General features: G+C 54.8%; 26 protein-coding genes. 14 read left to right on the top strand and 12 right to left on the bottom strand.

Features of this window, described 5'->3' with window-relative positions:
* Nucleotides 1-44: 44 nt before the first annotated feature.
* The gene (msrA, locus tag GBC03_07530) at nucleotides 45-683 is read left to right on the top strand and encodes a peptide-methionine (S)-S-oxide reductase MsrA (GenBank protein QFS70064.1); all 639 of its coding nucleotides are present in this window, start codon (nucleotides 45-47) and stop codon (nucleotides 681-683) included.
* A 2-nt stretch (nucleotides 684-685) separates the two neighbouring features.
* Here msrA and GBC03_07525 read toward each other — a convergent pair whose 3' ends face one another.
* Nucleotides 686-1,741: a LacI family DNA-binding transcriptional regulator gene (locus tag GBC03_07525; protein ID QFS70063.1), complete on the bottom strand. Its 1,056-nt coding sequence runs from the start codon at nucleotides 1,739-1,741 to the stop codon at nucleotides 686-688.
* A gap of 190 nt (nucleotides 1,742-1,931) precedes the next feature.
* Here GBC03_07525 and GBC03_07520 point away from each other — a divergent pair, with 190 nt between their 5' ends.
* The 6 genes from GBC03_07520 to GBC03_07495 all read left to right on the top strand — a co-directional run bounded on the left by GBC03_07520 (nucleotide 1,932) and on the right by GBC03_07495 (nucleotide 9,481).
* Nucleotides 1,932-3,086, top strand: coding sequence for a gfo/Idh/MocA family oxidoreductase (locus GBC03_07520; GenBank protein QFS70062.1), 1,155 nt, complete (start codon nucleotides 1,932-1,934; stop codon nucleotides 3,084-3,086).
* A 15-nt stretch (nucleotides 3,087-3,101) separates the two neighbouring features.
* Nucleotides 3,102-4,286, top strand: coding sequence for a gfo/Idh/MocA family oxidoreductase (locus GBC03_07515; protein QFS70061.1), 1,185 nt, complete (start codon nucleotides 3,102-3,104; stop codon nucleotides 4,284-4,286).
* The gene (locus tag GBC03_07510; GenBank protein QFS70060.1) at nucleotides 4,283-5,350 is read left to right on the top strand and encodes a gfo/Idh/MocA family oxidoreductase; all 1,068 of its coding nucleotides are present in this window, start codon (nucleotides 4,283-4,285) and stop codon (nucleotides 5,348-5,350) included. The genes GBC03_07515 and GBC03_07510 overlap by 4 nt, the downstream gene beginning before the upstream one ends.
* Nucleotides 5,351-5,361: 11 nt before the next feature.
* A complete protein-coding gene (locus tag GBC03_07505; protein QFS70059.1) occupies nucleotides 5,362-6,384 on the top strand; it encodes a gfo/Idh/MocA family oxidoreductase in 1,023 nt (340 codons plus the stop codon).
* Nucleotides 6,385-6,454: 70 nt separating this feature from the next.
* The gene (locus GBC03_07500) at nucleotides 6,455-7,999 is read left to right on the top strand and encodes an MFS transporter (GenBank protein QFS70058.1); all 1,545 of its coding nucleotides are present in this window, start codon (nucleotides 6,455-6,457) and stop codon (nucleotides 7,997-7,999) included.
* A 144-nt stretch (nucleotides 8,000-8,143) separates the two neighbouring features.
* Nucleotides 8,144-9,481: a DUF21 domain-containing protein gene (locus tag GBC03_07495; GenBank protein QFS70057.1), complete on the top strand. Its 1,338-nt coding sequence runs from the start codon at nucleotides 8,144-8,146 to the stop codon at nucleotides 9,479-9,481.
* An 81-nt stretch (nucleotides 9,482-9,562) separates the two neighbouring features.
* On the opposite strand, the gene GBC03_07490 is transcribed toward GBC03_07495, so the two are convergent.
* Nucleotides 9,563-9,769 (bottom strand): DUF1107 family protein, encoded by a 207-nt coding sequence (locus GBC03_07490; GenBank protein ID QFS70056.1) that lies wholly within the window; start codon nucleotides 9,767-9,769, stop codon nucleotides 9,563-9,565.
* A gap of 323 nt (nucleotides 9,770-10,092) precedes the next feature.
* Between GBC03_07490 and GBC03_07485 the strand changes: the two genes are divergently transcribed.
* On the top strand, nucleotides 10,093-10,650 hold the full coding sequence (locus GBC03_07485) for a YtfJ family protein (protein ID QFS70055.1): 558 nt from the start codon (nucleotides 10,093-10,095) through the stop codon (nucleotides 10,648-10,650).
* Here the strand turns inward: GBC03_07485 and cysQ are convergent.
* On the bottom strand, nucleotides 10,640-11,380 hold the full coding sequence (cysQ, locus tag GBC03_07480) for a 3'(2'),5'-bisphosphate nucleotidase CysQ (GenBank protein ID QFS70054.1): 741 nt from the start codon (nucleotides 11,378-11,380) through the stop codon (nucleotides 10,640-10,642). The two genes, GBC03_07485 and cysQ, sit on opposite strands and share 11 nt — an antisense overlap.
* 188 nt (nucleotides 11,381-11,568) lie before the next feature.
* Here cysQ and cpdB point away from each other — a divergent pair, with 188 nt between their 5' ends.
* Complete coding sequence (gene cpdB / locus GBC03_07475; protein QFS70053.1) at nucleotides 11,569-13,512, top strand: 2',3'-cyclic-nucleotide 2'-phosphodiesterase; 1,944 nt, start codon at nucleotides 11,569-11,571, stop codon at nucleotides 13,510-13,512.
* A 38-nt stretch (nucleotides 13,513-13,550) separates the two neighbouring features.
* On the opposite strand, the gene GBC03_07470 is transcribed toward cpdB, so the two are convergent.
* A complete protein-coding gene (locus tag GBC03_07470) occupies nucleotides 13,551-13,931 on the bottom strand; it encodes a transcriptional regulator (protein QFS70052.1) in 381 nt (126 codons plus the stop codon).
* A gap of 90 nt (nucleotides 13,932-14,021) precedes the next feature.
* Here GBC03_07470 and GBC03_07465 point away from each other — a divergent pair, with 90 nt between their 5' ends.
* The 4 genes from GBC03_07465 (at nucleotide 14,022) to ytfE (ending at nucleotide 17,614) form a co-directional block, all read left to right on the top strand.
* Nucleotides 14,022-14,870 carry an NAD(P)H-binding protein gene (locus GBC03_07465; GenBank protein ID QFS70051.1) on the top strand — a complete coding sequence of 283 codons (849 nt, stop codon included), beginning with the start codon at nucleotides 14,022-14,024 and terminating at the stop codon, nucleotides 14,868-14,870.
* An 81-nt stretch (nucleotides 14,871-14,951) separates the two neighbouring features.
* On the top strand, nucleotides 14,952-15,776 hold the full coding sequence (locus GBC03_07460; protein QFS70050.1) for a helix-turn-helix domain-containing protein: 825 nt from the start codon (nucleotides 14,952-14,954) through the stop codon (nucleotides 15,774-15,776).
* Nucleotides 15,777-15,852: 76 nt separating this feature from the next.
* Nucleotides 15,853-16,824 (top strand): EamA family transporter, encoded by a 972-nt coding sequence (locus GBC03_07455; protein QFS70049.1) that lies wholly within the window; start codon nucleotides 15,853-15,855, stop codon nucleotides 16,822-16,824.
* 127 nt (nucleotides 16,825-16,951) lie between these two features.
* The gene (gene ytfE, locus GBC03_07450; protein QFS70048.1) at nucleotides 16,952-17,614 is read left to right on the top strand and encodes an iron-sulfur cluster repair protein YtfE; all 663 of its coding nucleotides are present in this window, start codon (nucleotides 16,952-16,954) and stop codon (nucleotides 17,612-17,614) included.
* Nucleotides 17,615-17,713: 99 nt separating this feature from the next.
* Here the strand turns inward: ytfE and cycA are convergent, their stop codons facing one another.
* The 3 genes from cycA to GBC03_07435 form a co-directional block, all read right to left on the bottom strand.
* A complete protein-coding gene (gene cycA, locus GBC03_07445) occupies nucleotides 17,714-19,123 on the bottom strand; it encodes a D-serine/D-alanine/glycine transporter (protein ID QFS70047.1) in 1,410 nt (469 codons plus the stop codon).
* Nucleotides 19,124-19,446: 323 nt separating this feature from the next.
* A complete protein-coding gene (locus tag GBC03_07440) occupies nucleotides 19,447-20,067 on the bottom strand; it encodes a peptidylprolyl isomerase (protein QFS70046.1) in 621 nt (206 codons plus the stop codon).
* A gap of 11 nt (nucleotides 20,068-20,078) precedes the next feature.
* Nucleotides 20,079-20,216, bottom strand: a complete 138-nt coding sequence (locus tag GBC03_07435; GenBank protein QFS73941.1) for a peptidylprolyl isomerase — start codon at nucleotides 20,214-20,216, stop codon at nucleotides 20,079-20,081.
* A 72-nt stretch (nucleotides 20,217-20,288) separates the two neighbouring features.
* Between GBC03_07435 and GBC03_07430 the strand changes: the two genes are divergently transcribed.
* Entirely contained in the window at nucleotides 20,289-20,933 is a 645-nt protein-coding gene (locus GBC03_07430; protein QFS70045.1) for a hypothetical protein, read from the top strand.
* Nucleotides 20,934-21,011: 78 nt separating this feature from the next.
* Here GBC03_07430 and GBC03_07425 read toward each other — a convergent pair whose 3' ends face one another.
* The 5 genes from GBC03_07425 to rpsF form a co-directional block, all read right to left on the bottom strand.
* Complete coding sequence (locus GBC03_07425; protein ID QFS70044.1) at nucleotides 21,012-21,941, bottom strand: EamA family transporter; 930 nt, start codon at nucleotides 21,939-21,941, stop codon at nucleotides 21,012-21,014.
* A 144-nt stretch (nucleotides 21,942-22,085) separates the two neighbouring features.
* Nucleotides 22,086-22,535, bottom strand: coding sequence for a 50S ribosomal protein L9 (gene rplI / locus GBC03_07420; protein ID QFS70043.1), 450 nt, complete (start codon nucleotides 22,533-22,535; stop codon nucleotides 22,086-22,088).
* A gap of 41 nt (nucleotides 22,536-22,576) precedes the next feature.
* Entirely contained in the window at nucleotides 22,577-22,804 is a 228-nt protein-coding gene (gene rpsR / locus GBC03_07415; GenBank protein ID QFS70042.1) for a 30S ribosomal protein S18, read from the bottom strand.
* Nucleotides 22,805-22,808: 4 nt separating this feature from the next.
* On the bottom strand, nucleotides 22,809-23,123 hold the full coding sequence (priB, locus tag GBC03_07410; protein ID QFS70041.1) for a primosomal replication protein N: 315 nt from the start codon (nucleotides 23,121-23,123) through the stop codon (nucleotides 22,809-22,811).
* A 6-nt stretch (nucleotides 23,124-23,129) separates the two neighbouring features.
* On the bottom strand, nucleotides 23,130-23,525 hold the full coding sequence (gene rpsF, locus GBC03_07405) for a 30S ribosomal protein S6 (protein ID QFS70040.1): 396 nt from the start codon (nucleotides 23,523-23,525) through the stop codon (nucleotides 23,130-23,132).
* Nucleotides 23,526-23,607 lie beyond the last annotated feature (82 nt).

Below are 23,607 nucleotides of genomic sequence, written 5' to 3'. Positions count from 1 at the left end.
TTACAACCTTAACCCCAATTACTGATTTTCGGGAGAACCGCACCATGAGTCTATTTGATAAAAAGCACCTGATTTCACCGTCGGATGCATTACCTGGGCGCAATACCCCGATGCCCGTGGCGACGCTGCATGCCGTCAACGAACATTCGATGACGAACGTCCCTGAAGGGATGGAAATCGCGATTTTCGCGATGGGCTGTTTCTGGGGCGTAGAACGGTTGTTCTGGCAGTTGCCCGGCGTTTACAGCACGGCTGCGGGGTACACCGGCGGCTACACGCCGAATCCCACCTACCGGGAAGTCTGTTCCGGTGAAACTGGCCACGCCGAGGCGGTGCGCGTGGTGTACGATCCGGCGGTCATCAGCTATGAACAGTTGCTGCAGGTTTTCTGGGAAAACCACGATCCGGCACAGGGCATGCAACAGGGCAACGACCACGGCACCCAATATCGTTCGGCTATTTATCCGCTGACACCGGAGCAGGACAGCGCCGCTCGCGCCAGTGTTGAGCGCTTCCAGGCCGCCATGCGCGCGGCGGGGGACGATCGCCACATCACCACCGAAATCAGCAACGCGACACCGTTTTATTACGCGGAAGACGACCACCAGCAGTATCTGCACAAAAACCCGTACGGCTACTGCGGTATCGGCGGGATTGGCGTCTGTTTACCCCCTGACGCGTAAGATCAGCGTTCCACCGTCACGCGGGCCGCATGCCGCGTGGCGCTGGCGACAGTCCCTCTCTGTGAAAGCATCCCTTTCAGCAACAGATTAAATACCGGCGCGTCGGGCCGGTTCAGGCGATGTTGCAGCAGATGCACCGCCTCCACGCCCAGCGCCCGGCAGGGAATGGTCATGCTGCTCACCGTCGCCACGATGCGGGCATCCAGTTCCTGTACGCCCGTGGTCATCAGCGACATCTCTTGCGGAACGCGCACCCCGTGGGCGTTCAGTACCTGCAGGATGCCGGTGGACATCGACGCGCCGGCGCAGAAAATCACTTCCGGCCAGTCGTGACGCGGCGTATCGCGCAGCCATTCGCCCATCGCCTGCTCCGACTCTTCTGCAGTGAACCCTTCCGTCACCAGCAGATCGCAATGGGTATCAAACGGGATCTGGTACTGACGATAGACCTCTTTAATGCCTTCCAGCCGCCAGTACATCGTCTCCCGCCGGAGGCTGGTGACGTTGAGAATGCGCCGGTGACCTTGATCGAACAGATACTGCATCGCCCGGTTGCCAATTGCCCGATGGTCCGGCGACACCGAATCCAGCAGCCCTTCCCTGTCCTGCGTATTGATCAACACACAGGGCTTCTCCAGCGACAGCGCCAGCTTGTGGATCGTCGGATCATCAATGCCGATCAAAATGATGGCATTGATGTTCTTATGGTTGGCTTTTTCCAGAAAAGCTTTGATATCCGCACGCTGCTCATCCAGGCCACAATAGCTCACCCAAACATCGTGTGACGCGACCGCCTCAGCAATGCCGCGCGTCACTTCAAGGTAGAAAGCATCACCCTGCGCCGTGAACGTACGCTGCGGGGCGAAGACGGCGATGCCGTTAATCAACAGTCGTCCACTGGCGAGTGAGTCGAGAACGCCCAGTTGTCGCGCACATTTCACTATTGCCTCACGCGCCTTGTCGCTGGTGTAGGACTTCCCGCTTAGCACCCGCGAAACGGTGCTCACTGAGAAGCCCGTTAAGGCGGCAATTTCATCCATTTTCAGCTTGCCCGGCATTCTGTGACCTCGCTCGCAATGTATCTTTGCAAATTTTTGCAGACATACTTCGTTGATTCTAAAACACCTTTTTAATTAGCACGCTAACTTCTTTTGCGTCCTGCAAGCGCTCTCACAAAATCACGTTGTCGACCTTCCAGGCGTTTCTTATGTTCCGCTTATCCCTCCTTGTTCCTGAATAAGGCATGACATGAAAAAAGTACGTTTTGGCATTATTGGCGTGGGTAACATCGGTACCGTCCATGCCCGTTATCTGTTGGCGGGAACCGTGAATGACGCCTGCCTGACCGCCGTCTGCGACAACAACGCCGCTAAGCATGTCGCCATCCGCCAGTTGGTGGGCGAATCCGTGACGCTGTTCAGCGATGCGCGCGACATGCTGGAGAGTGGACTGATTGACGCCGTCATTGTCGCGACGCCGCACTATGATCATCCTGGGCTGTCCATCATGGCCATGCGTCTGGGGATCCACACGCTCTGTGAGAAACCCGCTGGCGTCTACACCGCTCAGGTTAAGGAGATGAACGCCTGCGCCCGCGAGTGCGACGTGGTCTTCAGCATGATGTACAACCAGCGCCCTAACCCGCTGTATCAGAAGGTGAAAGATCTGATCGACAGCGGTGAGCTGGGCGAACTGCGACGCTCCAACTGGATTATCACCAACTGGTATCGCTCGCAGAGTTACTACAACTCCGGCGGCTGGCGCGCAACCTGGAAAGGCGAAGGGGGCGGCGTGTTGCTGAACCAGGATCCGCACCAACTCGATCTCTGGCAGTGGCTGGTCGGTATGCCCGTGCGGATGCGCGCTTTCTGCCAGTTCGGTAAGCATCGGCAGATTGAAGTCGAAAACGAGGTGACGGCGTATGCCGAGTACGCGAACGGGGCGACGGGGGTTTTCATCACTACCACCGCCGAAGCGCCGGGCACCAACCGTCTGGAAATTGTCGGCGATCGCGGCAAAGTGGTTGTCGAAGAGGGTCGCCTGCGTTTCTGGCGATTACGTGAATCCGAAACAGAATTTAACGCTCGCTGGCAAAACGGTTTCGGCGAACCGAAGTGCTGGGAAGTTTCCATCCCCACCGCCCCGGAGTGTAGCGAACACGTTGTTATTACCCGCAATTTCACCGCCGCCATTCTGCATGGCGAACCACTCATCGCCCCCGGTCTGGAGGGCATTCACGGCCTGACGCTTTCCAATGCTATGCATCTCTCCACCTGGATAGATGACTGGGTCGCGCTGCCCATTGACGAGCAGCGCTATTACCAGCTGTTGCAGGAACGTATTGCGTCATCGGTCGAAAAAACGGTTGCCAGCCGCACGCTGGACGCCTCCGGAACCTGGTAACGGCGAGGAGTGATCATGCTGAACATCGCAATTATCGGAACGGGGAATATCTCTCATCAGCACATTCAGGGCTATCTGACGTTTCCTGAGCGCTGTCGGATTGTCGCCCTGGTGGATATTTTTCCCGAAAAGGCCGAAGAGAAAAAAGCGCGTTACGGACTGCACGACGCACGGGTTTACGCCAGCCATCAGGCAATGCTGGAGGCCGGGACGACGGTTGACCTGGTGGATGTCTGCACGCCGCCCTATGTTCACGCGGAAATCGCCATTGATGCCCTGAACCGCGGCAAACACGTCCTCTGTGAAAAACCGATGGCAGCGTCGCTGGAAGAGTGTGACGCGATGATTGCTGCGCAACAGGCCAGCGGCAAAACGCTGTCGATCATCGCGCAAAACCGTTTTACCGACGCCTTCTGGCGTTTGAAAACGGTGGTGGATTCCGGCCTGGCGGGCAAGATTTGTCACGCTCAGGTGGATTCCTTCTGGTGGCGTGGACACTGCTACTACGACCTGTGGTGGCGCGGCACGTGGGAGAAGGAAGGCGGTGGCTGCACGCTCAATCACGCGGTACACCATATCGACGCCATCCAGTGGATGCTCGGTTTTCCCAGCGAAGTGGTGGCAATGATGACCAACGTCGCCCATGACAATGCGGAAGTGGAAGATCTCAGCGCCGCCATCTTCCGGTATCCCAATGGCGCGCTGACCCAACTGACCGCCTCCGTGGTACATCACGGTGAAGATCAGAAAATTGTGATTCAGGGTGAGAAGGCGCGTATTTCCGCGCCATGGAACGTGTTCGCCAGCCAGTCCGCAGACAATGGTTTCCCACAGGCAGGAAACGACTCTGCGCGAGAAGACAGTCTGACAACGCGGTTTCACGCCACTCCGGCCCTGCAATGGACGTTGCATACCGGGCAAATTGACAATGTGCTAACCGCTATTGAGCAACAAATCGAACCGCTGGTAGATGGCGAACAGGGCAAACGCTCGCTGGAACTGATCGCCGCTATCTACAAATCGGCGATCACCCGGTCGGTCGTGACCCTACCTGTTCAGCGCGACGACGCGTTTTATCGCACGGGAGGCCTGCTCGAGAAGGCCCCACATTTTTATGAGAAATCCGCCTCGGTGAGCAACTTTGCAGAAGTGGGCGCGATCCCGCTGGGTAAAGATTTAGATTCAGGAGTGGAAGAATGAACAAGCATGACGGAATGAACTACGCCCCGACCGGCAAACCACAGCCGGTCGTCAAGCCCGGCGAATTTATCATTGCCGCTGCAGCGCTCGATCACGGCCATATCTATGGCATGTGCAACGGGCTGATTGAGGCCGGCGCGACGCTGAAATGGGTATACGACCCGGATCCGGCAAAAGTGGCAAGCTTTCTACAACAGTATCCTCAGGCGCAGGTCGCTGACTCACTGGCAACGATCCTCACTGACGCAACGGTTGACCTGGTCGCCAGTGCGGCGATCCCTTCGGAACGTTGCCCGCTGGGGCTGAAGGTGATGGCCGCCGGGAAAGACTATTTCACCGACAAAGCACCGTTGACCACGCTGGAGCAACTGGAAGACGCCAGAGCAATGGTGGCAAAAACCGGACGTAAATACGCGGTCTACTACAGCGAACGTCTGCATGTGGAAAGCGCCGTCTTTGTGGGTGATCTGATCAAACAGGGCGCAATTGGCCGGGTGATACAAACCCTCGGCACCGGCCCGCACCGTGAAGGCAGCGGTCGCCCGGACTGGTTCTACGAGCGACGCTATTTCGGCGGCATTCTCTGCGACATCGGCAGCCATCAGATCGAACAGTTTCTGTTCTATACCGGCAACAGCGACGCGCATATTGTGGCAAGCCAGGTACGCAACGTGAATCACCCGCAATATCCTCAGTTCGAAGATTTTGGCGACGCCATGCTGGCAGGCGATAACGGCGCAACGGGCTACTTCCGTTGCGACTGGTTCACACCAGGCGGCCTCTCGACCTGGGGCGATGGACGCCTGACGCTGCTCGGCACCGAGGGCTATATCGAAATCCGCAAATATGTCGATATCACTCGCGGCGAGCAGGATGTGGTTTATCTGGTCAACAAAGAGGGGGAATTTCGTTATCCCGTCGCCGGTAAGGTGGGCTTTCCGTACTTTGGCCAGCTCATCCTCGACTGTATCCGGCGTACTGAAAACGCCATGACGCAGGAGCACGCCTTTAAGGCGGCGGAGCTGTGCGTTAAGGCGCAGATGCGGGCAAACGCGAGCGCGTGACGGGAGGCACCATGAACACAGTGAATGCCGCCATTATCGGCGGGGGTGCTATCCATGCCATCCACGCTGAGGCGCTGCAGCAGTTGCCCAACGTCAGGCTGCGCGCGATTGCCGAAACGGACATCAACAAAGGACGACAGTTGGCGGCGCTTTATGATTGCCATTTTTATCATGACTACCGCGAAATGCTCTGGGATGACGCGATCGACGTTGTGCATATTTGCACCCCGCACTATCTGCATAAACCGATGATCCTTGCCGCGCTGGCGGCAGGGAAACATGTGTTTTGCGAAAAGCCGGCAGTGATGCGCGCGCTGGACGTGGCAGAAGTCGAGACGGCCCTCGCCCATGCGCGGGGCACGCTTGGGATCTGTTATCAGAACCGGCTCAATCCCACCAGTCTCACCATTAAGCAGCAGTTGCAGGAGGGCGCGATAGGCAAGATGCTCGCCATTAAAGCCGTGCTGACCTGGTCGCGTGGCGGCAGTTATTACACCGCCAGTCCCTGGCGTGGAAAAGCCGCCACCGAAGGCGGCTGTCTGCTCATCAACCAGGCGATCCACACGCTCGATCTGATGCAATGGTTTGCCGAGGGCGTGACGCGGGTCAAGGGAGTGGTCGACAGCACCTGGCTTGCCAGTACCATCGACGGTGAAGACAGCGCCATGGCGACCTTTGCCTTTCGCAACGGCGCGCGTGGACTGTTTTATGCCAGCAACTGCCACACCACCAACTCACCGCTCCAGTTGGAAATACACGGTGAAAAAGGCACGTTGCTTCTTGAGGGGAGCGAGCTGTGGCATATCAACGGGGAGACGCGACAAAAGCTGGCAACCGACGCAGCCCCTGACGGCAGCGGCAAAAGCTACTGGGGCGTCGGTCATCGTGAAGCGATCCGTCAGTTCTATTATGCCCTACACCATCCCACCACCGGGAGCGTATGCAACATTCACGAAGCCGCTAAATCATTGCAGATCGTCGATGCCATTTATCGTTCGTCGCAATTACATACCTGGATAAACCTGGAGAAATAAATCCGCAGAAAGTGAATCCCGGCCGGATAAGGCACATCCGGCAATCAAGTCATACTACAGGAATAATCATATGGCGAAACCTACTGAACGTAGAGTAGGTTACGGCGTAGCAATTGGCTACGGCGTAACCGATTTATTTGGTGGCGGTGCATTCGCAGTTATTGGCACCTGGCTGTTATTTTTTTACACCACCTACTGTGGACTGTCTGTACTGGAAGCCGGTTCTATATTTGCTATTGCACGTATCATCGATGCAATATTAAGCCCGGTGATGGGTTATATTACCGACAACTTCGGCAACACCTGGCTTGGCAGAAAATTTGGCCGTCGGCGTTTCTTTTTATTGATAAGCGCTCCGCTCATGTTTCTCTATGCGCTGGTGTGGATTACCGACATGAGCTACTGGTATTACCTGGGAACGTATCTTTCCATCGAACTGCTCTCGGCGATGGTGCTGGTGCCCTGGGAGACGCTGTCAGCAGAGATGACCAACCGCTTCAGCGAACGTACGCGCCTCTCTGGCGTGCGCATGATGTGTTCACAACTGGGCGGCTTTTTAGCGGTTTCCGTACCCGGCATTATTATGCAATATACGGGTAAAGATAATTCATTGACCTATACCCTGACCGGGATCGTGTTTGCGATTATTTATTGTGTCGCCGTATTCACAACCTGGGCAACGACCTGGGAAGCAAAAGATGTGCGGGAAGAATATGAATTCACACCGGACACGCAGCGCAGTACCGGATTATTAAACCACCTGAAGTATTTGGTCGTGGATCTTTTTTCTGCCTTTAAACTGCGTATTTTCCGCCAGCATATTCTTATCTATATTTGTTCATTCACTGCCCTGGATGTCTTTGGTTCCGTTTTCACTTATTACGTGATCTATGGATTAAAACAGGATGCGGCCACAGTTTCCGGACTGTTAAGTATTGCGGCGTTTGTTTCGGTCCCTGGCACGTTCGGCTTTATGCTGCTGATGAATAAGCTCAACATGACGCCTTCTGCGGCACTGCGCCTCTCCTATGGCAGTATTTTCTTCGTCCTGGCCTGTCTTTTTACCCTTTATCTGGGCGATATCCAGCTCCCGGCCCTGCTCTTTTCCGCAATATTTGTCCTGTTCGGCCTGGCAAAAGCCGGGTTGTATTACATCCCGTGGAATATCTACAGCTTTATTCCGGATGTGGATGAGATAGTCACTCGTCAGCGTCGGGAAGGCATTTTTGCCGGGGTGATGGTGCTGACCCGAAAAAGCACCGTTGCGCTGGCGATTATGTTGATTGGCGTGGTGCTGGAAGAGAGCGGCTTTGTCAAAGGCGGCGGTTCGCAACCCATCAGTGCGCTACATGCCATTATTGGTCTGATGATATTTGCGACCGCAGCCCTGCTGGCCGTCAGCTTTTACACCACGTTCCGCTTTAAGCTGACGCAAAAGACGCACAAAATCCTGATCAAAGAGGTGGCGCGCCGCAAACTCGGCGGTAAATGTGAAGACTGCGACGAAGAGACCCGCGCCGTCATTAAGTCACTCACCGGCTTCGCCTACGATGAAATATGGGATGCCGCGCCTGGCGCACGAAATAAGCATCGGACGGCTACCGCTGAAAATTAACCCTCTGGCGGCTTTACAGTCCCTTACGCTATACTAGCCCCTGAACTTACCGGCTCACCTCTACGAGCCGGTTTTCAATAAGCATTACCACATGGATTTATCAATTTCCCTTCCGAGGATCTGACCTGAACGGTTAGATAAAATATGTTAAACAGTATTTTCATTATTCTTTGCCTGATAGCCGTGAGTGCGTTCTTCTCGATATCCGAGATCTCACTTGCCGCTTCACGTAAAATTAAGCTCAAACTGCTGGCCGATGAAGGCAATCTCAATGCGCAACGCGTGTTGAAAATGCAGGAAAACCCAGGGATGTTCTTCACGGTGGTGCAAATCGGTCTGAACGCGGTCGCTATTCTTGGCGGTATCGTGGGCGACGCCGCATTTTCTCCCGCCTTCAACGCGTTATTTTCTCGCTACATATCGCCAGAGCTCTCTGAGCAGTTGAGTTTTATCCTCTCCTTCTCGCTGGTCACCGGTATGTTTATCCTCTTCGCGGACTTAACCCCGAAACGCATCGGTATGATTGCGCCAGAAGCTGTGGCTTTGCGTATCATCAACCCGATGCGCTTCTGTCTGTTTGTTTTCACGCCGCTGGTGTGGTTCTTCAATGGGTTAGCGAACGTGATCTTCCGCATCTTCAAGCTGCCGATGGTGCGCAAAGATGACATCACGTCTGATGATATCTATGCCGTGGTGGAAGCTGGCGCGCTCGCAGGCGTGTTGCGTAAACAGGAACATGAGCTGATTGAGAACGTGTTCGAGCTGGAGTCGCGTACCGTACCGTCATCCATGACGTCGCGTGAAAACGTGATCTGGTTCGATCTGCATGAAGACGAGCAGAGTCTGAAGAATAAAGTGGCGGAACATCCGCACTCCAAGTTCCTCGTCTGTAACGAAGATATTGACCACATCATTGGTTATGTCGACTCGAAAGATTTACTGAATCGCGTCCTGGCGAATCAGAGCATGGCGCTGAACAGCGGCGTGCAGATCCGTAACACCCTGATTGTTCCAGACACGCTGACCCTTTCAGAAGCGCTGGAAAGCTTCAAAACGGCCGGTGAAGACTTCGCGGTAATCATGAACGAATACGCGCTGGTCGTGGGTATCATCACCCTGAATGACGTCATGACGACGCTGATGGGCGATCTGGTCGGCCAGGGGCTGGAAGAACAGATTGTGGCGCGCGACGAGAACTCCTGGCTGATTGACGGCGGTACGCCGATCGATGACGTGATGCGAGTGCTGGATATCGATGAATTCCCGCAGTCGGGCAACTACGAGACGATTGGCGGCTTTATGATGTTCATGCTGCGTAAAATCCCCAAACGTACCGATTCCGTGAAGTTCTCGGGCTACAAATTCGAAGTGGTGGATATTGATAACTACCGTATCGATCAGTTGCTGGTGACCCGTCTTGACAGTAAACCGAGCGTACTGGTACCAAAACTGCCGGATGCGCAGGAAGACGTGAAAGCGTAGTTTGCGCCCGTCAGGCCTGCTTCAGAAACATCAACGGCTCCCAGTGGGAGCCGTTTTTTAAACTACTGCATAGCACTTTGGTTAAGCCATCTCAGTTTGCAGACGCAGAACCTGACGGTTGACTTCGGACATCACAGACAGATGCTGTTTATCCTTCACTTTTGGGATAAGAATCTTGCCCTTATCAAACTCAAAAGCGCCAACGTCCTTGATATATAACCGTCCACGAAACAGGATCTTCACGTACTTCGCCACTTGCAGTGGGTTGTACCGTTGGAAAATTTTCATTGTTATCTCCTGCTTAAGTCACGCCCTTGTGGCTCCACAATCGGTCCAACCGTTCTAAGGCGCAAAATTTAATGCCATTTGACTATAGACTATCTGTACGATGTTTCCAGCGCGTATAAGTTTATTTACCTTTTCATTACAGTTAATCAGAATCATCTCTGAATCACGGCGCTGTCCTCAGTATAAGCCTTCGTTTTTCGCAGGATTTGTGCGCCCGTCCGCAAACTGGCATCGCTCTTGCGGGAAAAAGCATCATTCGCACATATGATTAAAAATCAGACCCAAGTGGTCGGATCACCTGCAAACAATAAGAAGGAAACACCATGACCTTACGTAAGATTCTGGCGCTGGCGTGCCTGTTAGCGCCGATGATGGCCTCCGCGCATAGCTTCGAAACGGGCCAGCGCGTCCCGCCGGTAGGGATTGCCGATCGCGGCGAATTGATTCTTGAAAATGATAAATTCAGCTATAAAAGCTGGAACAGCGCGCAGTTGCCCGGGAAGGTGCGCATCCTTCAGCACATCGCCGGACGCACCTCCGCCAAAGAAAAAAATGCGACGCTGATTGAAGCCATCAAAGCGGCAAAACTGCCCCATGACGTTTACCAGACCACGACTGTCGTCAACACCGACGATGCCATTCCAGGCTCCGGTATGTTTGTGCGCAGCAGCCTCGAGAGCAATAAGAAGCTCTACCCATGGTCGCAGTTTATCGTCGACAGTGACGGCGTGGCCCGTAAGGCCTGGCAACTGGATGAAGAGAGTTCAGCTATCGCGGTGCTCGATAAAGACGGTCGCGTACAGTGGGCGAAGGACGGGGCGCTGACCCAGGAAGAGGTGCAGCAGGTGATTGCCCTGCTGCACAAGTTGCTCAATAAATAGAGACCCGGAAGCCGGGGTTCAGGAACGATTCACGCGGGGTGTAGTCCAGCGGCTTACCCTGCCAGTCGTGAACGTGTGCCCCGGCGGCTGCCGCAACGGCATGGCCTGCCGCCGTGTCCCAGACGTTGGTCGGTCCAAAACGCGGGTACAGTTGCGCCTGTCCCTCCGCCACCAGGCAGAACTTCAGCGACGAACCAATCGACGTCGTCTGGTGCTCACCCAGTTGCTGCAAATATTCTTTCAGTTCGTTATCGGCATGGGAACGGCTAATTACCACCAGCGGCGGGCGGGCGTCGCGGACCTGAATTTGCTTGCGCACGTTGCACTCTTCTTTCCAGGCTTTACCTTCTGCCGCGCTGTACATCACCTTCATGACCGGTGCGTAGACCACGCCCAGTACCGGCTTACCCTTCTCGATAAGCGCAATATTCACGGTGAACTCACCGTTACGTTTGATGAACTCTTTGGTGCCATCCAGCGGGTCGACTAACCAGTAGCGCTGCCAGTGCTGGCGTACTTCCCAGGCCGGCGGATCTTCTTCTGAGAGGACCGGAATATCCGGCGTCAGCGTCGTTAAGCCTTCGAGAATCACTGCGTGCGCGGCGAGATCGGCCGCGGTTACCGGAGAATCGTCCTGCTTGCTGGCAATCTCCATCGGTTTGACTCCATCATAGACCTGCATAATGGCATCGCCCGCGTTCCGTGCAAGCTGGCATACGTGTTCTAACATTCTCCACCTCGTTTGTGGCAGTGGCGTTAACTCATTGTTTTACTTATACCCGATCAGAGGCGAATCCGCCAACTGTGATAGTGCCTGCGGTTTTGCTTGCTAAACTGATGCATGATTCACAGTTCTGTAAGCAAGAAGATTTATATACATTTTCTTTTGTGGCTTAGATCTGAAAAGGATGCCCCCTGATGATTAAGTTTAGTGCAACGCTCCTGGCCACGCTGATCGCGGCCAGCGTGAATGCCGCAACCGTCGACCTGCGGATAATGGAAACCACTGATTTACATAGCAACATGATGGATTTCGATTATTACAAAGATACCGCAACCGAAAAATTCGGACTGGTACGTACCGCAAGCCTGATTAACGCCGCGCGCAATGAAGCAAAAAACAGCGTGCTGGTCGATAATGGCGATCTGATTCAGGGCAGTCCGCTGGGCGACTATATGGCGGCCAAAGGGTTGAAAGACGGTGATATCCATCCGGTCTACAAGGCGCTGAATACGCTGGATTACGCAGTGGGTAACCTCGGTAACCATGAATTTAACTACGGACTAGAATATCTGCAAAAGGCGCTGGCTGGCGCCAGGTTCCCCTACGTTAACGCCAATATCATCGACGTTAAGACCAAAAAGCCGTTGTTTACCCCCTATCTCATCAAAAAGACTGACGTCGTCGATCAGGAAGGCCACAAGCAGACGCTGAACATCGGCTATATCGGGTTTGTTCCTCCGCAGATCATGACCTGGGATAAAGCGAACCTGAGCGGTAAAGTGACGGTTAACGACATTACCGCCACCGCGCGCCAGTATGTCCCGGAAATGCGCGAAAAAGGGGCCGATGTGGTGGTAGTGATTGCGCATTCAGGGCTCTCTGCTGACCCCTACCAGAGCATGGCGGAGAACTCCGTTTATTATCTCAGCGACGTGCCCGGCGTGGACGCAATCATGTTTGGTCATGCCCACGCGGTCTTCCCCGGTAAAGACTTTGCCAGCATCAAAGGCGCAGATATCGCGAAAGGGACGCTGAACGGCGTACCGGCGGTGATGCCAGGCATGTGGGGCGATCATCTGGGTGTGGTGGATCTGGTGCTCAATAACGACAGCGGCAAATGGCAGGTGACGCAGGCCAAAGCCGAAGCGCGCCCCATTTACGACGCGGCCGCGAAGAAATCACTCGCTGCCGAAGACAGCAAACTGGTGGATATTCTGAAAGCCGACCACGACGCCACCCGTGAATTCGTCAGTAAGCCTATCGGTAAATCCGCCGATAATATGTACAGCTATCTGGCGCTGGTGCAGGACGATCCGACCGTTCAGGTGGTCAACAACGCGCAGAAAGCCTATGTCGAACACTTCATTCAGGGCGACCCGGACCTGGCGAAACTGCCGGTGCTTTCCGCCGCTGCGCCGTTTAAAGTCGGCGGGCGCAAGAACGATCCGGCCAGTTTTGTCGAGGTCGAAAAAGGCCAGTTGACCTTCCGTAATGCTGCCGACCTCTATCTGTACCCGAACACGCTGGTGGTTGTTAAAGCCAGCGGCAAAGAGGTGAAAGAGTGGCTTGAGTGCTCAGCCGGACAGTTTAATCAAATCGATAGCACCAGCAGCAAGCCGCAGTCGCTCATTAACTGGGAGGGTTTTCGCACCTATAACTTCGATGTCATCGATGGTGTGGAATACCAGATTGATGTCTCGCAGCCCGCACGTTATGACGGCGAATGCCAGACGGTCAATCCGACAGCGGAAAGGATTAAAAATCTGACCTTCAACGGCAAGCCGATTGATCCCAATGCCACCTTCCTGGTCGCCACCAATAACTATCGCGCCTATGGCGGTAAGTTTGCCGGAACCGGTGACAATCATATTGCCTTTGCGTCACCGGATGAGAACCGCTCGGTGCTGGCGGCATGGATTGGCGCGGAGTCTAAACGCGCCGGGGAAATTCATCCGGCTGCCGATAACAACTGGCGTCTGGCACCGATTCACAGCAAGACGAAACTGGATATCCGTTTCGAAACGTCGCCGAGTGATAAAGCCACCGCGTTTATCAAAGAGAAAGGGCAATACCCTATGCAGCACGTCGCCACCGATGATATTGGTTTCGCGATTTATCAGATAGATTTAAGCAAATAACGTTAATGCCGGAGGGCACGCCGCCATCCGGCAACGTTTTACGCCGCCCGTTCTTCCCGTTGTGCTAACACCTGTGGCAAATTTAACTCAATCCAGTCCGCCAGTGCGGCAACTTTGTCACTGACCTGCTCGCCCAACGGAGTCAGGCTGTACTCCACGTGCGGCGGCACAACCGGATACGATACCCGGTTGATAAACCCATCCTGCTCCAACGCCTGCAAAGACTGCGCCAGCATCTTCTCGCTCACGCCGCCCATTTTACGGCGCAGATCGCTGAAACGGTGAGTGCCGTCGCGTAGCGCCACCAGAATCAACACGCCCCAGCGGCTGGTCACATGCTTTAACACCTCACGCGACGGACACTGCTCGGCAAACAAATTGCCGTCACGCAGTTGTTGAGAAAGGGTTGATGCACTCATCTTTATACTTACCTTTTTGTGCGTACTTACTAAAAGTAAGTTTAAGTGCTAGCTTTATAAAACACAAGCGACACATTAAGGAGTCATCCCATGATTGCCATTACCGGCGCGACGGGCCAACTGGGCCAACACGTTATTGAGAATCTGCTAAAAACCGTTCCAGCCAGCCAGATTGTTGCGATAGTTCGTAACCCGGCGAAAGCCACCGCATTAAGCCAGCAGGGAATCACCGTACGTCAGGCGGATTACCGCGACGAAACCACATTTACCCAGGCGTTGCAGGGTGTCGACAAGCTGCTGCTGATTTCCTCCAGTGAAGTGGGACAGCGTGCCGCTCAGCACCGTAACGTCATTAATGCGGCAAAGGCGGCGAAAGTGAAATTTATCGCTTACACCAGCCTGTTGCATGCCGACCGTTCTCCGCTGGGCCTGCACGTCGAACACGTCGAAACCGAGAAGATGCTGGCAGACTCCGGTATTGCCCACGCGCTGCTGCGTAACGGTTGGTATACCGAAAACTATCTTGCCAGCGTCCCCCCCGCGCTGGAGCATGGCGTGTTTATCGGTGCCGCAGGCGAAGGCAAAATTGCCTCCGCAACCCGCGCTGACTACGCCGCAGCCGCCGCACAGGTCATCAGTACAGAAGGTCATGCCGGTAACGTGTATGAACTGGCAGGCGATGAATCCTGGACGCTGAGCCAGCTGGCCGCTGAACTGAGCAAACAAAGCGGTAAACAGGTCGTCTATCAGAACCTGAGCGAAGCTGATTTCGCCGCCGCGTTGAAGGGCGCTGGCCTGCCAGCGGGTCTGGCGGATATGCTGGCCGATTCAGACACCGGGGCATCCAAAGGCGGTCTGTTCGATGACAGCCACACGCTGAGCAAACTGATCGGTCGCCCAACCACTCCGCTGGCCGAAAGCATCAAAGGCATTCTGTAAGTGTTACAAATCGGTTAATTATGGTGGCATCCCCGCGCATCCTCTCTGATAATGACAGGATGATGCGTGGGGAGAGAAAACGTGCAAGGTGTACCTGAGCAGTTTAGCGATGAAAAAGACCGAGCCCGCTTTCGCCATCTGGCGCAGGTACCGGGCGTTGAGCTGTATCACGCGCACATTTCACGCTACGCCTTTGAACCGCACACCCACGAAGCGTTCGGCATTGGCGCGATAGAAGCTGGCGCCGAGCGTTTTCGCTATCGCGGCACACAATACGTTGCCCCTGCCCACTCGGTCGTGACGATGAATCCGGATGAGTTGCATACCGGCGAGGCCGAAACCGCCGACGGCTGGCGCTACCGGATGATCTATCTGGAGCCCGACCTGCTGGAAAAAGTGACCGGGGTCCGTCACTGGTGGTTTCATGACGTCACGCGTCACGATCCGCTCCGCTCGCGTCAGATCTGTTCGCTAATCCACGGCCTGTGGCACACCGACGATCCCTTAGCGCAAAAAGGGTTGCTGTTGGATCTGATAGACACCTTCCAGCCGCTGGCGCGCCATGCTCCGGTGTCGCGGGAAGGTGCGCATCGCTTTGATCGCGTGCGCGACTATTTGCATGACAACTACATGCGTCCGATCGCTCTCGACGAACTGGCACGCGTTGCCTCGCTAAGCCCCTGGCATTTTCAACGTCAGTTCAAAGCCCATTTCCACGTGACGCCGCATCAGATGCTGATGGCAATCCGCCTGTGGCGAGCGAAAGGTTTTCTGACTCTCGGCATGCCGGCAGCGGATGTTGCCGCCGCGACCGGCCTGACCGATCAGTCCCACCTCACCCGCGCCTTTACCCATCGCTATGGCATTACTCCTGTACGCTATCAAAAGCAGGTTTATTCGCGCTAATGCGCAAGCTCATACAATACGCAAGCCTGTTCCCCGCCTACACTTTTCGTCATGTTTAACGTTGTGGATGTAAAGCATGATTAGCGGTGTGTTGTACGCCCTGCTGGCAGGGTTGATGTGGGGACTGATTTTTGTCGGGCCGTTGATCGTGCCGGAATATCCGGCAGTGCTGCAGTCGATGGGGCGCTACCTGGCATTAGGCTTGATTGCCCTGCCGCTGGCATGGTTCGGGCGCGTGCGCCTGCGACAATTGTCACCGAAAGACTGGCTGACCGCGCTGACGCTAACCATGATGGGCAACCTGATTTACTACGTCTGCCTTGCCAGCGCCATTCAGCGTACCGGCGCGCCGGTCTCAACGATGATCATCGGTACGCTGCCGGTCGTCATTCCTGTGTTTGCAAACCTGCTGTACAGCCATCGCGACGGCAGGCTCTCCTGGCGACGACTGGCGCCCGCGCTGGTGCTGATTGGCATCGGGTTGTTGTGCGTGAACATTGCGGAACTCAACCAGGGCTTGCCTGATTTCAGCGGCTGGCGTTACGGTTCCGGTATTGCGCTGGCGCTGGTGTCGGTGGTGTGTTGGGCCTGGTATGCGCTGCGCAACGCCCGCTGGCTGCGGGAGAATCCGGATAAACACCCGATGATGTGGGCGACCGCGCAGGCGCTGGTGACGCTGCCCGTGTCGCTGCTGGGCTACCTCGCCGCCTGTCTCTGGCTGCACGGGCAAACGCCCGACTTCACCCTACCGTTCGGGCCGCGCCCGGCGGTGTTTGTCGGCCTGATGGTGGCGATTGCGGTGCTGTGCTCATGGGTGGGTGCGCTATGCTGGAATATTGCCAGCCAGCGGTTACCGACGGTGATCCTCGGCCCGTTGATCGTGTTCGAAACGCTGGCAGGTTTGCTGTATACCTTCATCTTACGCCAGACTCTTCCCCCCGCGCTGACTCTCAGCGGTATCGCCTTGCTGATGGTCGGCGTGGTGGTGGCGGTCAAAGCAAAACCGGAAAAACCGCGCGTCATTCCACTTTCTGAGCCGGGCAGTTAACCCTTCCCCCCCGCATTCTCGTTCGTCATTGCGCCATCACAAAAGGTCCTGCCCCGAAAGAGTTATAGCGCCCGATTAAAGGTGCATTTAAAATACACCTTATATTATTGAGAATGAGGTAACGGCTATGGCTTATCGCGATCAACCTTTAGGTGAACTGGCGCTTTCTATTCCTCGCGCTTCGGCACTGTTTCGTAAGTACGACATGGATTACTGCTGTGGCGGTAAGCAGACGCTGGCGCGTGCTGCCGCCCGTAAAGAGCTGGATGTTGACGCCATCGAAGCGCAACTGGCACAACTGGCACAACAGCCGGTCGATAAGGACTGGCGCAGCGCGCCGCTGGCCGACATTATCGACCACATCATCGTGCGCTATCACGACAGACACCGCGAGCAGTTGCCGGAACTGATCCTACAGGCCACCAAAGTTGAACGCGTTCATGCCGATAAGCCCAATGTACCGAAAGGTCTGGCGAAGTATCTGACCATGCTGCATCAGGAGCTTTCAAACCACATGATGAAAGAGGAGCAGATCCTGTTCCCGATGATCAAACAGGGCATGGGCAGCCAGGCGATGGGGCCGATCAGCGTCATGGAAAGTGAACATGATGACGCGGGGGAACTGCTGGAAGTGATTAAACATACCACCCAGAATGTGACGATCCCGCCAGAAGCGTGCACCACCTGGAAAGCGATGTACAACGGCATCAATGAGATGATTGATGATCTGATGGAACACATCAGCCTGGAAAATAATGTATTGTTTCCTCGGGCGTTAGCGGGGGAGTAAATAAAATGCCCGGTGGCGCTAACGCTTACCGGGCCTACGGGAACTCACCGTATAGACGTTTTGTAGGCCGGATAAGCGCAGCGCCATCCGGCAATCAAATTAACGAACGCCTGCCATCCGCTTCTTACCAATCAGCCACCAGCCCAGACCCAGCGCAATGAACCACAGCGGCGTGACGATCAGCGCCTGACGGGTATCGTCCTCAAGGGTCAGCAGCACCAGAACGAAGGCGAAGAACGCCATGCAGACCCAGCACATCACCTTACCCAGCGGCATTTTGTAGATCGACTTCTCATGCAGATGCGGACGCTGTTTGCGATACACCAGGTATGAGCACAGGATGATGGTCCAGACGAACATGAACAGGATCGCCGACACGGTGGTGATCATGGTGAACGCGCCAATCACGCTCGGATTGACATACAGCATGACCACGCCACCCAGCAGGCAGATACAGGAGAAGGTCAGCCCTTTTGCCGGTACCGCGCGTTTAGACAGCTTGGCGAACGCTTTCGGCGCCACACCTTCCTGCGCCAGACCAAACAGCATACGGCTGGTGGAGAACACGCCACTGTTTGCTGAAGAAGCGGCAGACGTCAGGACCACGAAGTTAATCACGCTCGCAGCGGCAGGCAGGCCCACCAGCACGAACAGCTCAACGAACGGGCTCTTATCCGGCACCACGGAACTCCACGGCGTCACGGACATAATGACGATCAGCGCAAAGACGTAGAACATGATGATACGAATCGGAATCGAGTTGATGGCGCGCGGCAGGGATTTCTCCGGATCTTTGGTTTCCGCTGCCGTCGTCCCGACCAGTTCGATCCCGACAAAGGCGAACACCGCAATCTGGAAACCGGCAAAGAAGCCGCTAATGCCTTTCGGGAACCAGCCGCCGTCATTCCACAGATGCGCAAACGAGGCTTCCACACCGGTTGGCGACTGGAAATGCATGGCAATCATCACCAGGCCGACAATGATCAGCGACACGATGGCGACGATTTTGATCATCGCGAACCAGAACTCCATCTCACCAAACATTTTCACGGTGGCGAGGTTGAGGCTCAGCAGCAGGACGACTACCGCCAGTGAGGCGACCCAGTCGGAAAGGCCGGGGAACCAGAACTGCGCGTAGGCGGTAATGGCAACGACGTCCGCCATCCCGGTAACCACCCAGCAGAACCAGTAGGTCCAGCCGGTGAAATAACCTGCCCACGGTCCCAGCAGATCCGAAGCAAAGTCGCTAAAAGATTTGTATTCCAGATTCGAGAGCAGCAATTCTCCCATTGCACGCATCACGAAAAAGAGCATGAAGCCGATGATCATATAAACAAAAATGATCGACGGCCCGGCGAGACTGATGGTTTTACCCGACCCCATAAACAGACCCGTGCCAATGGCGCCGCCGATAGCAATAAGCTGGATATGTCGGTTTGTGAGATTGCGCCGTAGCGACTGTTCAGTCGGAGCCTGTTCGTCGGCAGCGACTTTTACCTGATCTACCATGTTTTATTCTTCCTGTACCTGTCTGTGTTGTGCGGGCTCTACGGCCTTTAGTGCGTCTGTTGTGTATCGCTATGATACGACGATCCTGTTTTCAGGACTCATCGATATTAGGTAAGAATCGGCGGGATGAATACTAAGATTTAAATATTATGTTAATTATATGTTTAAAGTGAGTGTCATATCACTCTGGCAACGCGAATTAGCTCACAAAAATACACGCAACCCATGCATTTGCAAGATAAAATTCCGATATCAGACAAACAGGCAGCGTTATTACGTATTTTTCGTCCCCCTCCAGCGTGGAGGGGAACAGAAGTGACTGCTTACAGGATTTCCAGCAGTTCTACGTCAAACACCAGGGTGCTGAACGGTGGGATCGCTGCACCAGCGCCACGTTCGCCGTAAGCCAGTTCCTGAGGAATGGTCAGTTCCCATTTAGAGCCAACCGGCATCAGGGTCAGGGCTTCAATCCAGCCAGGAATAACACCGTTTACCGGGAATTCTGCCGGTTCGCCGCGCGCAACGGAGCTGTCAAAGACGGTGCCGTCGATCAGCTTGCCGGTGTAGTGAACGCGAACGCGGTCAGTACGGGCCGGGATAGCGCCTTCGCCCTGGGTCAACACGCGGAATTGCAAACCCGACTCCGTGCTGTTCACACCGTCTTTCTCACGGTTTTGTTCCAGATACTTCACGCCATCCGCAGCCATGGCCTGGAAGCGTTCGCGACGTACGGCATCCGCACGTTCATGAATATCACGCAGCGCGCGATGTACCACATCAACCGGCACGGCTGGCTGCTTGCCTTCCAGCGCGTCAGCAATACCGGCAACCAGCGCTTCAGGCAACAGCCCTTCCAGTCCGGATTCGCTCAGTTGCTGTCCTACCTGCAAACCAATGCCGTAGCTTGCTTGCGCTTCGATAGTGTCAAAAGTCGGGGTTGCCATCGTATTTCCTTTCATCGGATATAAAAAGTAGCGGGCAGCATAACAGCCAGGCCTCTCCCGGTAAAATGTTGTCTCGGGGAGGATGACAAATCACGACGAAAAAGAAACAATAGGGATATCCCCCTGGATATGAGCCAAAAGCGGGGAATATCACGAACATCATAGCGTTAGCTGTCTATACTCTATGATTGAGGAACGAGACGCGGAGCAGGAGGAAAGCCATGCCCGGGCGCTTTGAATTAAAACCAACCCTGGCGAAAATCTGGCATGCACCGGACAATTTTCGCATTATGGATCCGCTTCCGTCTATGCATCGCCGCGGCATTATCATTGCGGCGATCGTGCTGGTCATCGGTTTCCTGCTCCCCTCAAATGACACGAACGATGCGCCAGTAGTAACCCGCAACGCGCAGTTGGATCTCCAGTCGCAGTCTCAACCGCCGACCGAAGCACAGCTTCAGGCCCAGTTGGTTACCCCGCAAAACGATCCGGGGCAAGTCGCTCCCGTCGCGCCGGAACCCATTCAGGAAGGCCAGCCGGAAGAGCAGCCCCAGGCACAGCAACCGCAAACCCAGCCTTTCCAGCAAAACAGCGGCATTGACCAGCAGTGGCGCTCTTATCGCGTCGAGCCAGGTAAAACGATGGCGCAATTGTTCCGCGATCACGGACTGCCGCCAACGGACGTGTACGCGATGGCGCAGGTTGAAGGTGCGGGCAAGCCGCTCAGTAATCTGCAAAATGGGCAGATGGTGCAAATTCGTCAAAATGCGAATGGTGTGGTAACCGGGCTGACCATCGATACCGGAAACAACCAGCAGGTGCTGTTTACCCGTCAGCCTGACGGCAGCTTTATCCGCGCACGCTAAGCACAGCGCCATCAGGCATATCAGCGCAGTGCCGGATGGCGGCTTTGCCTTATCCGGCCTACACCTTCACTGGTGGCGTTACCGCTTCACCTTATTAACCCACCATATCCCCGAGCACACCAGCAGCAGTGCCATCGCGTATTTCCACTCCAGGATATTCTCGCCGAGGAAAATCGCGGACAGCACCGCGCCAGAGACCGGGATCAGGAAGTTAAACGGCGCAATCATCCCCACGCGGTTGTACTTGAGCAAAATGCTCCACAGCGCAAACGCCACCGAAGAAAGCAACGTCAGGTAACCGAGAATCGCCACCGACGCGAGACCGTGGACCGCCAGTGTGCCGCCAAAGGCATAACCGCCAATGACCAACACCAGACCGCCAATCCCTAGCTGGTAGCCCGTCATCACCATCGGATCGACTGTCTGAGAGATTCGCTTACCGTAAAGCGTCGCGGCGGAGAGAATAAATGCCGCCAGCACAATCGAACCATCGCCTGCCAGAGTAAAACTAAAATCCAGCAGCCCGCTGTTGAAGTTCACCACCATCACGCCTGCAAAACCGAGAATACAACCCAGCGTTTTGTTGTAGCTCAGCTTATCGTTCTGGTAGATGAAGTGCGCCAGCAGCACGCTGAAGAAGGTGCCCGTGGCGTTCATGATCGACCCTTTCACGCCGGTAGTGAACGCCAGGCCGATGTAAAAGAAGATGTATTGCAGCGAAGTCTGTGTCACCCCCAACAGCGTCAGTTGCCCAAACTGCCGGGAACTCAGGCGGCCTATCGGCTTACGCTGCGCCATTGCCAGCAGGAGTAACAGCAGGCCAGCGAACAGGAAGCGGTATCCGGCGAAAACAATTTTGGAGGGGATATCGTCAGCGGCTATCTGGAAAATCTCATAGCCACTTTTTATGGCCGGATAGGCGCTGCCCCAGAGCAAACAACAAAACGCTGCGCTCAGCCAGACGACATTTTTACGCGCAAACAGAGGTTGCGGGTGCGGAGTATCCATTCATCACCACATTGAAATTGTGTTTTATTTTTAGTGATTATCCCGAAAAGGATAAGGAATAGCCAGAGCGAAAAATGAGGTGAGCAGAAAAGTAAAACGCCGACACGAGGCCGGCGTTTCTTACGAGATTGTCAGAATAAAAACTTATTCTGCAACAACGTTAATGGTCAGCTTAGCGAATACTTCGCTGTGAACCTGGAAGTCCACTTCGTGCTCACCAGTGGTACGCAGAACGCCATTCGGCAGACGAACTTCGCTCTTAGCCACTTCAACGCCAGCTGCATTTACTGCATCAGCGATGTCGCGGGTACCGATAGAACCGAACAGTTTACCTTCGTCGCCTGCTTTAGACGTGATGGTAACAGTTTCCAGTGCGTTGATTTTCTCTGCGCGTGCATTTGCAGCAGCCAGAACGTCAGCCAGTTTAGCTTCCAGTTCAGCGCGACGTGCTTCGAAGTATTCAACGTTTTTCTTGGTAGCAGGAACAGCTTTACCCTGTGGTACCAGGAAGTTACGAGCATAGCCCGCTTTAACGTTAACCTGATCACCCAGGCTACCCAGGTTTGCTACTTTATCAAGCAGAATAACTTGCATTACCTTATCCTCTCAAAGTCGTATTAATGGACCGTGACCGATTACTGATGACGATCAGTGTACGGCAGCAGAGACAGGTAGCGAGCGCGTTTGATAGCGCGAGCCAGCTGACGCTGGTATTTTGCACGGGTACCGGTGATACGGCTTGGGACAATCTTACCGCTTTCGGTGATGTAGTTTTTCAGCGTAGCGATATCTTTATAGTCGATCTCTTGAACGCCTTCCGCGGTGAAACGGCAGAACTTGCGACGACGGAAATAACGTGCCATATGGCTAGTCTCCAGAATCTATCAATTCAATCTGCTCGGCATGCAGAACCATTTTGCTCAGGCCGTTCTTTGCCTTGTGGCAAGAGATGAACCCCTGAACGGTCACTGCGCTACCGACCGTTATACTGTGAGTAATGGCCTGGTTTTCGTGTCCGCTAACAATAACGGGCATTTGGCACCACGCCTGCCGGTGAAATCCGGCTTCCTCCTGCACAGAACGATGCTCAAGCACGAACTGGCAGTGCGGAATTCCTGATGGACTGACCTTTCGAAGGGGGGTCCTGCACACGGTGCCGGACAACACCAGACGGTTGGTCATCAGAAATTACTCTTCAGAATCCCCAGCTTCAGCATCATCTGCGGTTTCGTTTGCGAAATCATCGCGACGCTCACGGCGCTCGTCTTTCGCTTTAACCATCGGAGATGCTTCGGTAACAGCGTGCTTAGTACGCATTACCATGCTGCGGATAACGGCGTCGTTGAAGCGGAAAGTTGTTTCCAGCTCATCGATCACTTCCTGCGGAGCTTCAACGTTCAGCAGAACGTAGTGTGCTTTGTGCAGTTTGTTGATCGGGTAAGCCAGCTGACGGCGGCCCCAGTCTTCCAGACGGTGGATCTTGCCTTCTGCACCAGTGATGGCAGCAGAGTAACGCTCGATCATACCCGGAACCTGTTCGCTCTGGTCAGGATGGACCATAAAAACGATTTCGTAATGACGCATCGAATTGCTCCTTACGGATTATTCAGCCTCCTGTCTGGGTCAGCCGCGGCCCATGGAGGCAAGGAACGTGTTAAAGGTCGGC

Source organism: Citrobacter telavivensis (assembly GCA_009363175.1).
In the GTDB taxonomy this organism is placed as follows: Bacteria; Pseudomonadota; Gammaproteobacteria; order Enterobacterales; family Enterobacteriaceae; genus Citrobacter_A; species Citrobacter_A telavivensis.
The sequence above is the reverse complement of the archived record's forward strand: the minus strand, read 5'-3'. Positions and strand labels throughout refer to the sequence as shown.

What these genes read in the sequence shown, in the direction of transcription:
- msrA (QFS70064.1), top strand. Translation starts at nt 45, where the DNA reads ATGAGTCTATTTGATAAAAAGCACCTGATTTCACCGTCGGATGCATTA.
- GBC03_07525 (QFS70063.1), bottom strand. Translation starts at nt 1,741, where the DNA reads ATGCCGGGCAAGCTGAAAATGGATGAAATTGCCGCCTTAACGGGCTTC.
- GBC03_07520 (QFS70062.1), top strand. Translation starts at nt 1,932, where the DNA reads ATGAAAAAAGTACGTTTTGGCATTATTGGCGTGGGTAACATCGGTACC.
- GBC03_07515 (QFS70061.1), top strand. Translation starts at nt 3,102, where the DNA reads ATGCTGAACATCGCAATTATCGGAACGGGGAATATCTCTCATCAGCAC.
- GBC03_07510 (QFS70060.1), top strand. Translation starts at nt 4,283, where the DNA reads ATGAACAAGCATGACGGAATGAACTACGCCCCGACCGGCAAACCACAG.
- GBC03_07505 (QFS70059.1), top strand. Translation starts at nt 5,362, where the DNA reads ATGAACACAGTGAATGCCGCCATTATCGGCGGGGGTGCTATCCATGCC.
- GBC03_07500 (QFS70058.1), top strand. Translation starts at nt 6,455, where the DNA reads ATGGCGAAACCTACTGAACGTAGAGTAGGTTACGGCGTAGCAATTGGC.
- GBC03_07495 (QFS70057.1), top strand. Translation starts at nt 8,144, where the DNA reads ATGTTAAACAGTATTTTCATTATTCTTTGCCTGATAGCCGTGAGTGCG.
- GBC03_07490 (QFS70056.1), bottom strand. Translation starts at nt 9,769, where the DNA reads ATGAAAATTTTCCAACGGTACAACCCACTGCAAGTGGCGAAGTACGTG.
- GBC03_07485 (QFS70055.1), top strand. Translation starts at nt 10,093, where the DNA reads ATGACCTTACGTAAGATTCTGGCGCTGGCGTGCCTGTTAGCGCCGATG.
- cysQ (QFS70054.1), bottom strand. Translation starts at nt 11,380, where the DNA reads ATGTTAGAACACGTATGCCAGCTTGCACGGAACGCGGGCGATGCCATT.
- cpdB (QFS70053.1), top strand. Translation starts at nt 11,569, where the DNA reads ATGATTAAGTTTAGTGCAACGCTCCTGGCCACGCTGATCGCGGCCAGC.
- GBC03_07470 (QFS70052.1), bottom strand. Translation starts at nt 13,931, where the DNA reads ATGAGTGCATCAACCCTTTCTCAACAACTGCGTGACGGCAATTTGTTT.
- GBC03_07465 (QFS70051.1), top strand. Translation starts at nt 14,022, where the DNA reads ATGATTGCCATTACCGGCGCGACGGGCCAACTGGGCCAACACGTTATT.
- GBC03_07455 (QFS70049.1), top strand. Translation starts at nt 15,853, where the DNA reads ATGATTAGCGGTGTGTTGTACGCCCTGCTGGCAGGGTTGATGTGGGGA.
- ytfE (QFS70048.1), top strand. Translation starts at nt 16,952, where the DNA reads ATGGCTTATCGCGATCAACCTTTAGGTGAACTGGCGCTTTCTATTCCT.
- cycA (QFS70047.1), bottom strand. Translation starts at nt 19,123, where the DNA reads ATGGTAGATCAGGTAAAAGTCGCTGCCGACGAACAGGCTCCGACTGAA.
- GBC03_07440 (QFS70046.1), bottom strand. Translation starts at nt 20,067, where the DNA reads ATGGCAACCCCGACTTTTGACACTATCGAAGCGCAAGCAAGCTACGGC.
- GBC03_07430 (QFS70045.1), top strand. Translation starts at nt 20,289, where the DNA reads ATGCCCGGGCGCTTTGAATTAAAACCAACCCTGGCGAAAATCTGGCAT.
- GBC03_07425 (QFS70044.1), bottom strand. Translation starts at nt 21,941, where the DNA reads ATGGATACTCCGCACCCGCAACCTCTGTTTGCGCGTAAAAATGTCGTC.
- rplI (QFS70043.1), bottom strand. Translation starts at nt 22,535, where the DNA reads ATGCAAGTTATTCTGCTTGATAAAGTAGCAAACCTGGGTAGCCTGGGT.
- rpsR (QFS70042.1), bottom strand. Translation starts at nt 22,804, where the DNA reads ATGGCACGTTATTTCCGTCGTCGCAAGTTCTGCCGTTTCACCGCGGAA.
- priB (QFS70041.1), bottom strand. Translation starts at nt 23,123, where the DNA reads ATGACCAACCGTCTGGTGTTGTCCGGCACCGTGTGCAGGACCCCCCTT.
- rpsF (QFS70040.1), bottom strand. Translation starts at nt 23,525, where the DNA reads ATGCGTCATTACGAAATCGTTTTTATGGTCCATCCTGACCAGAGCGAA.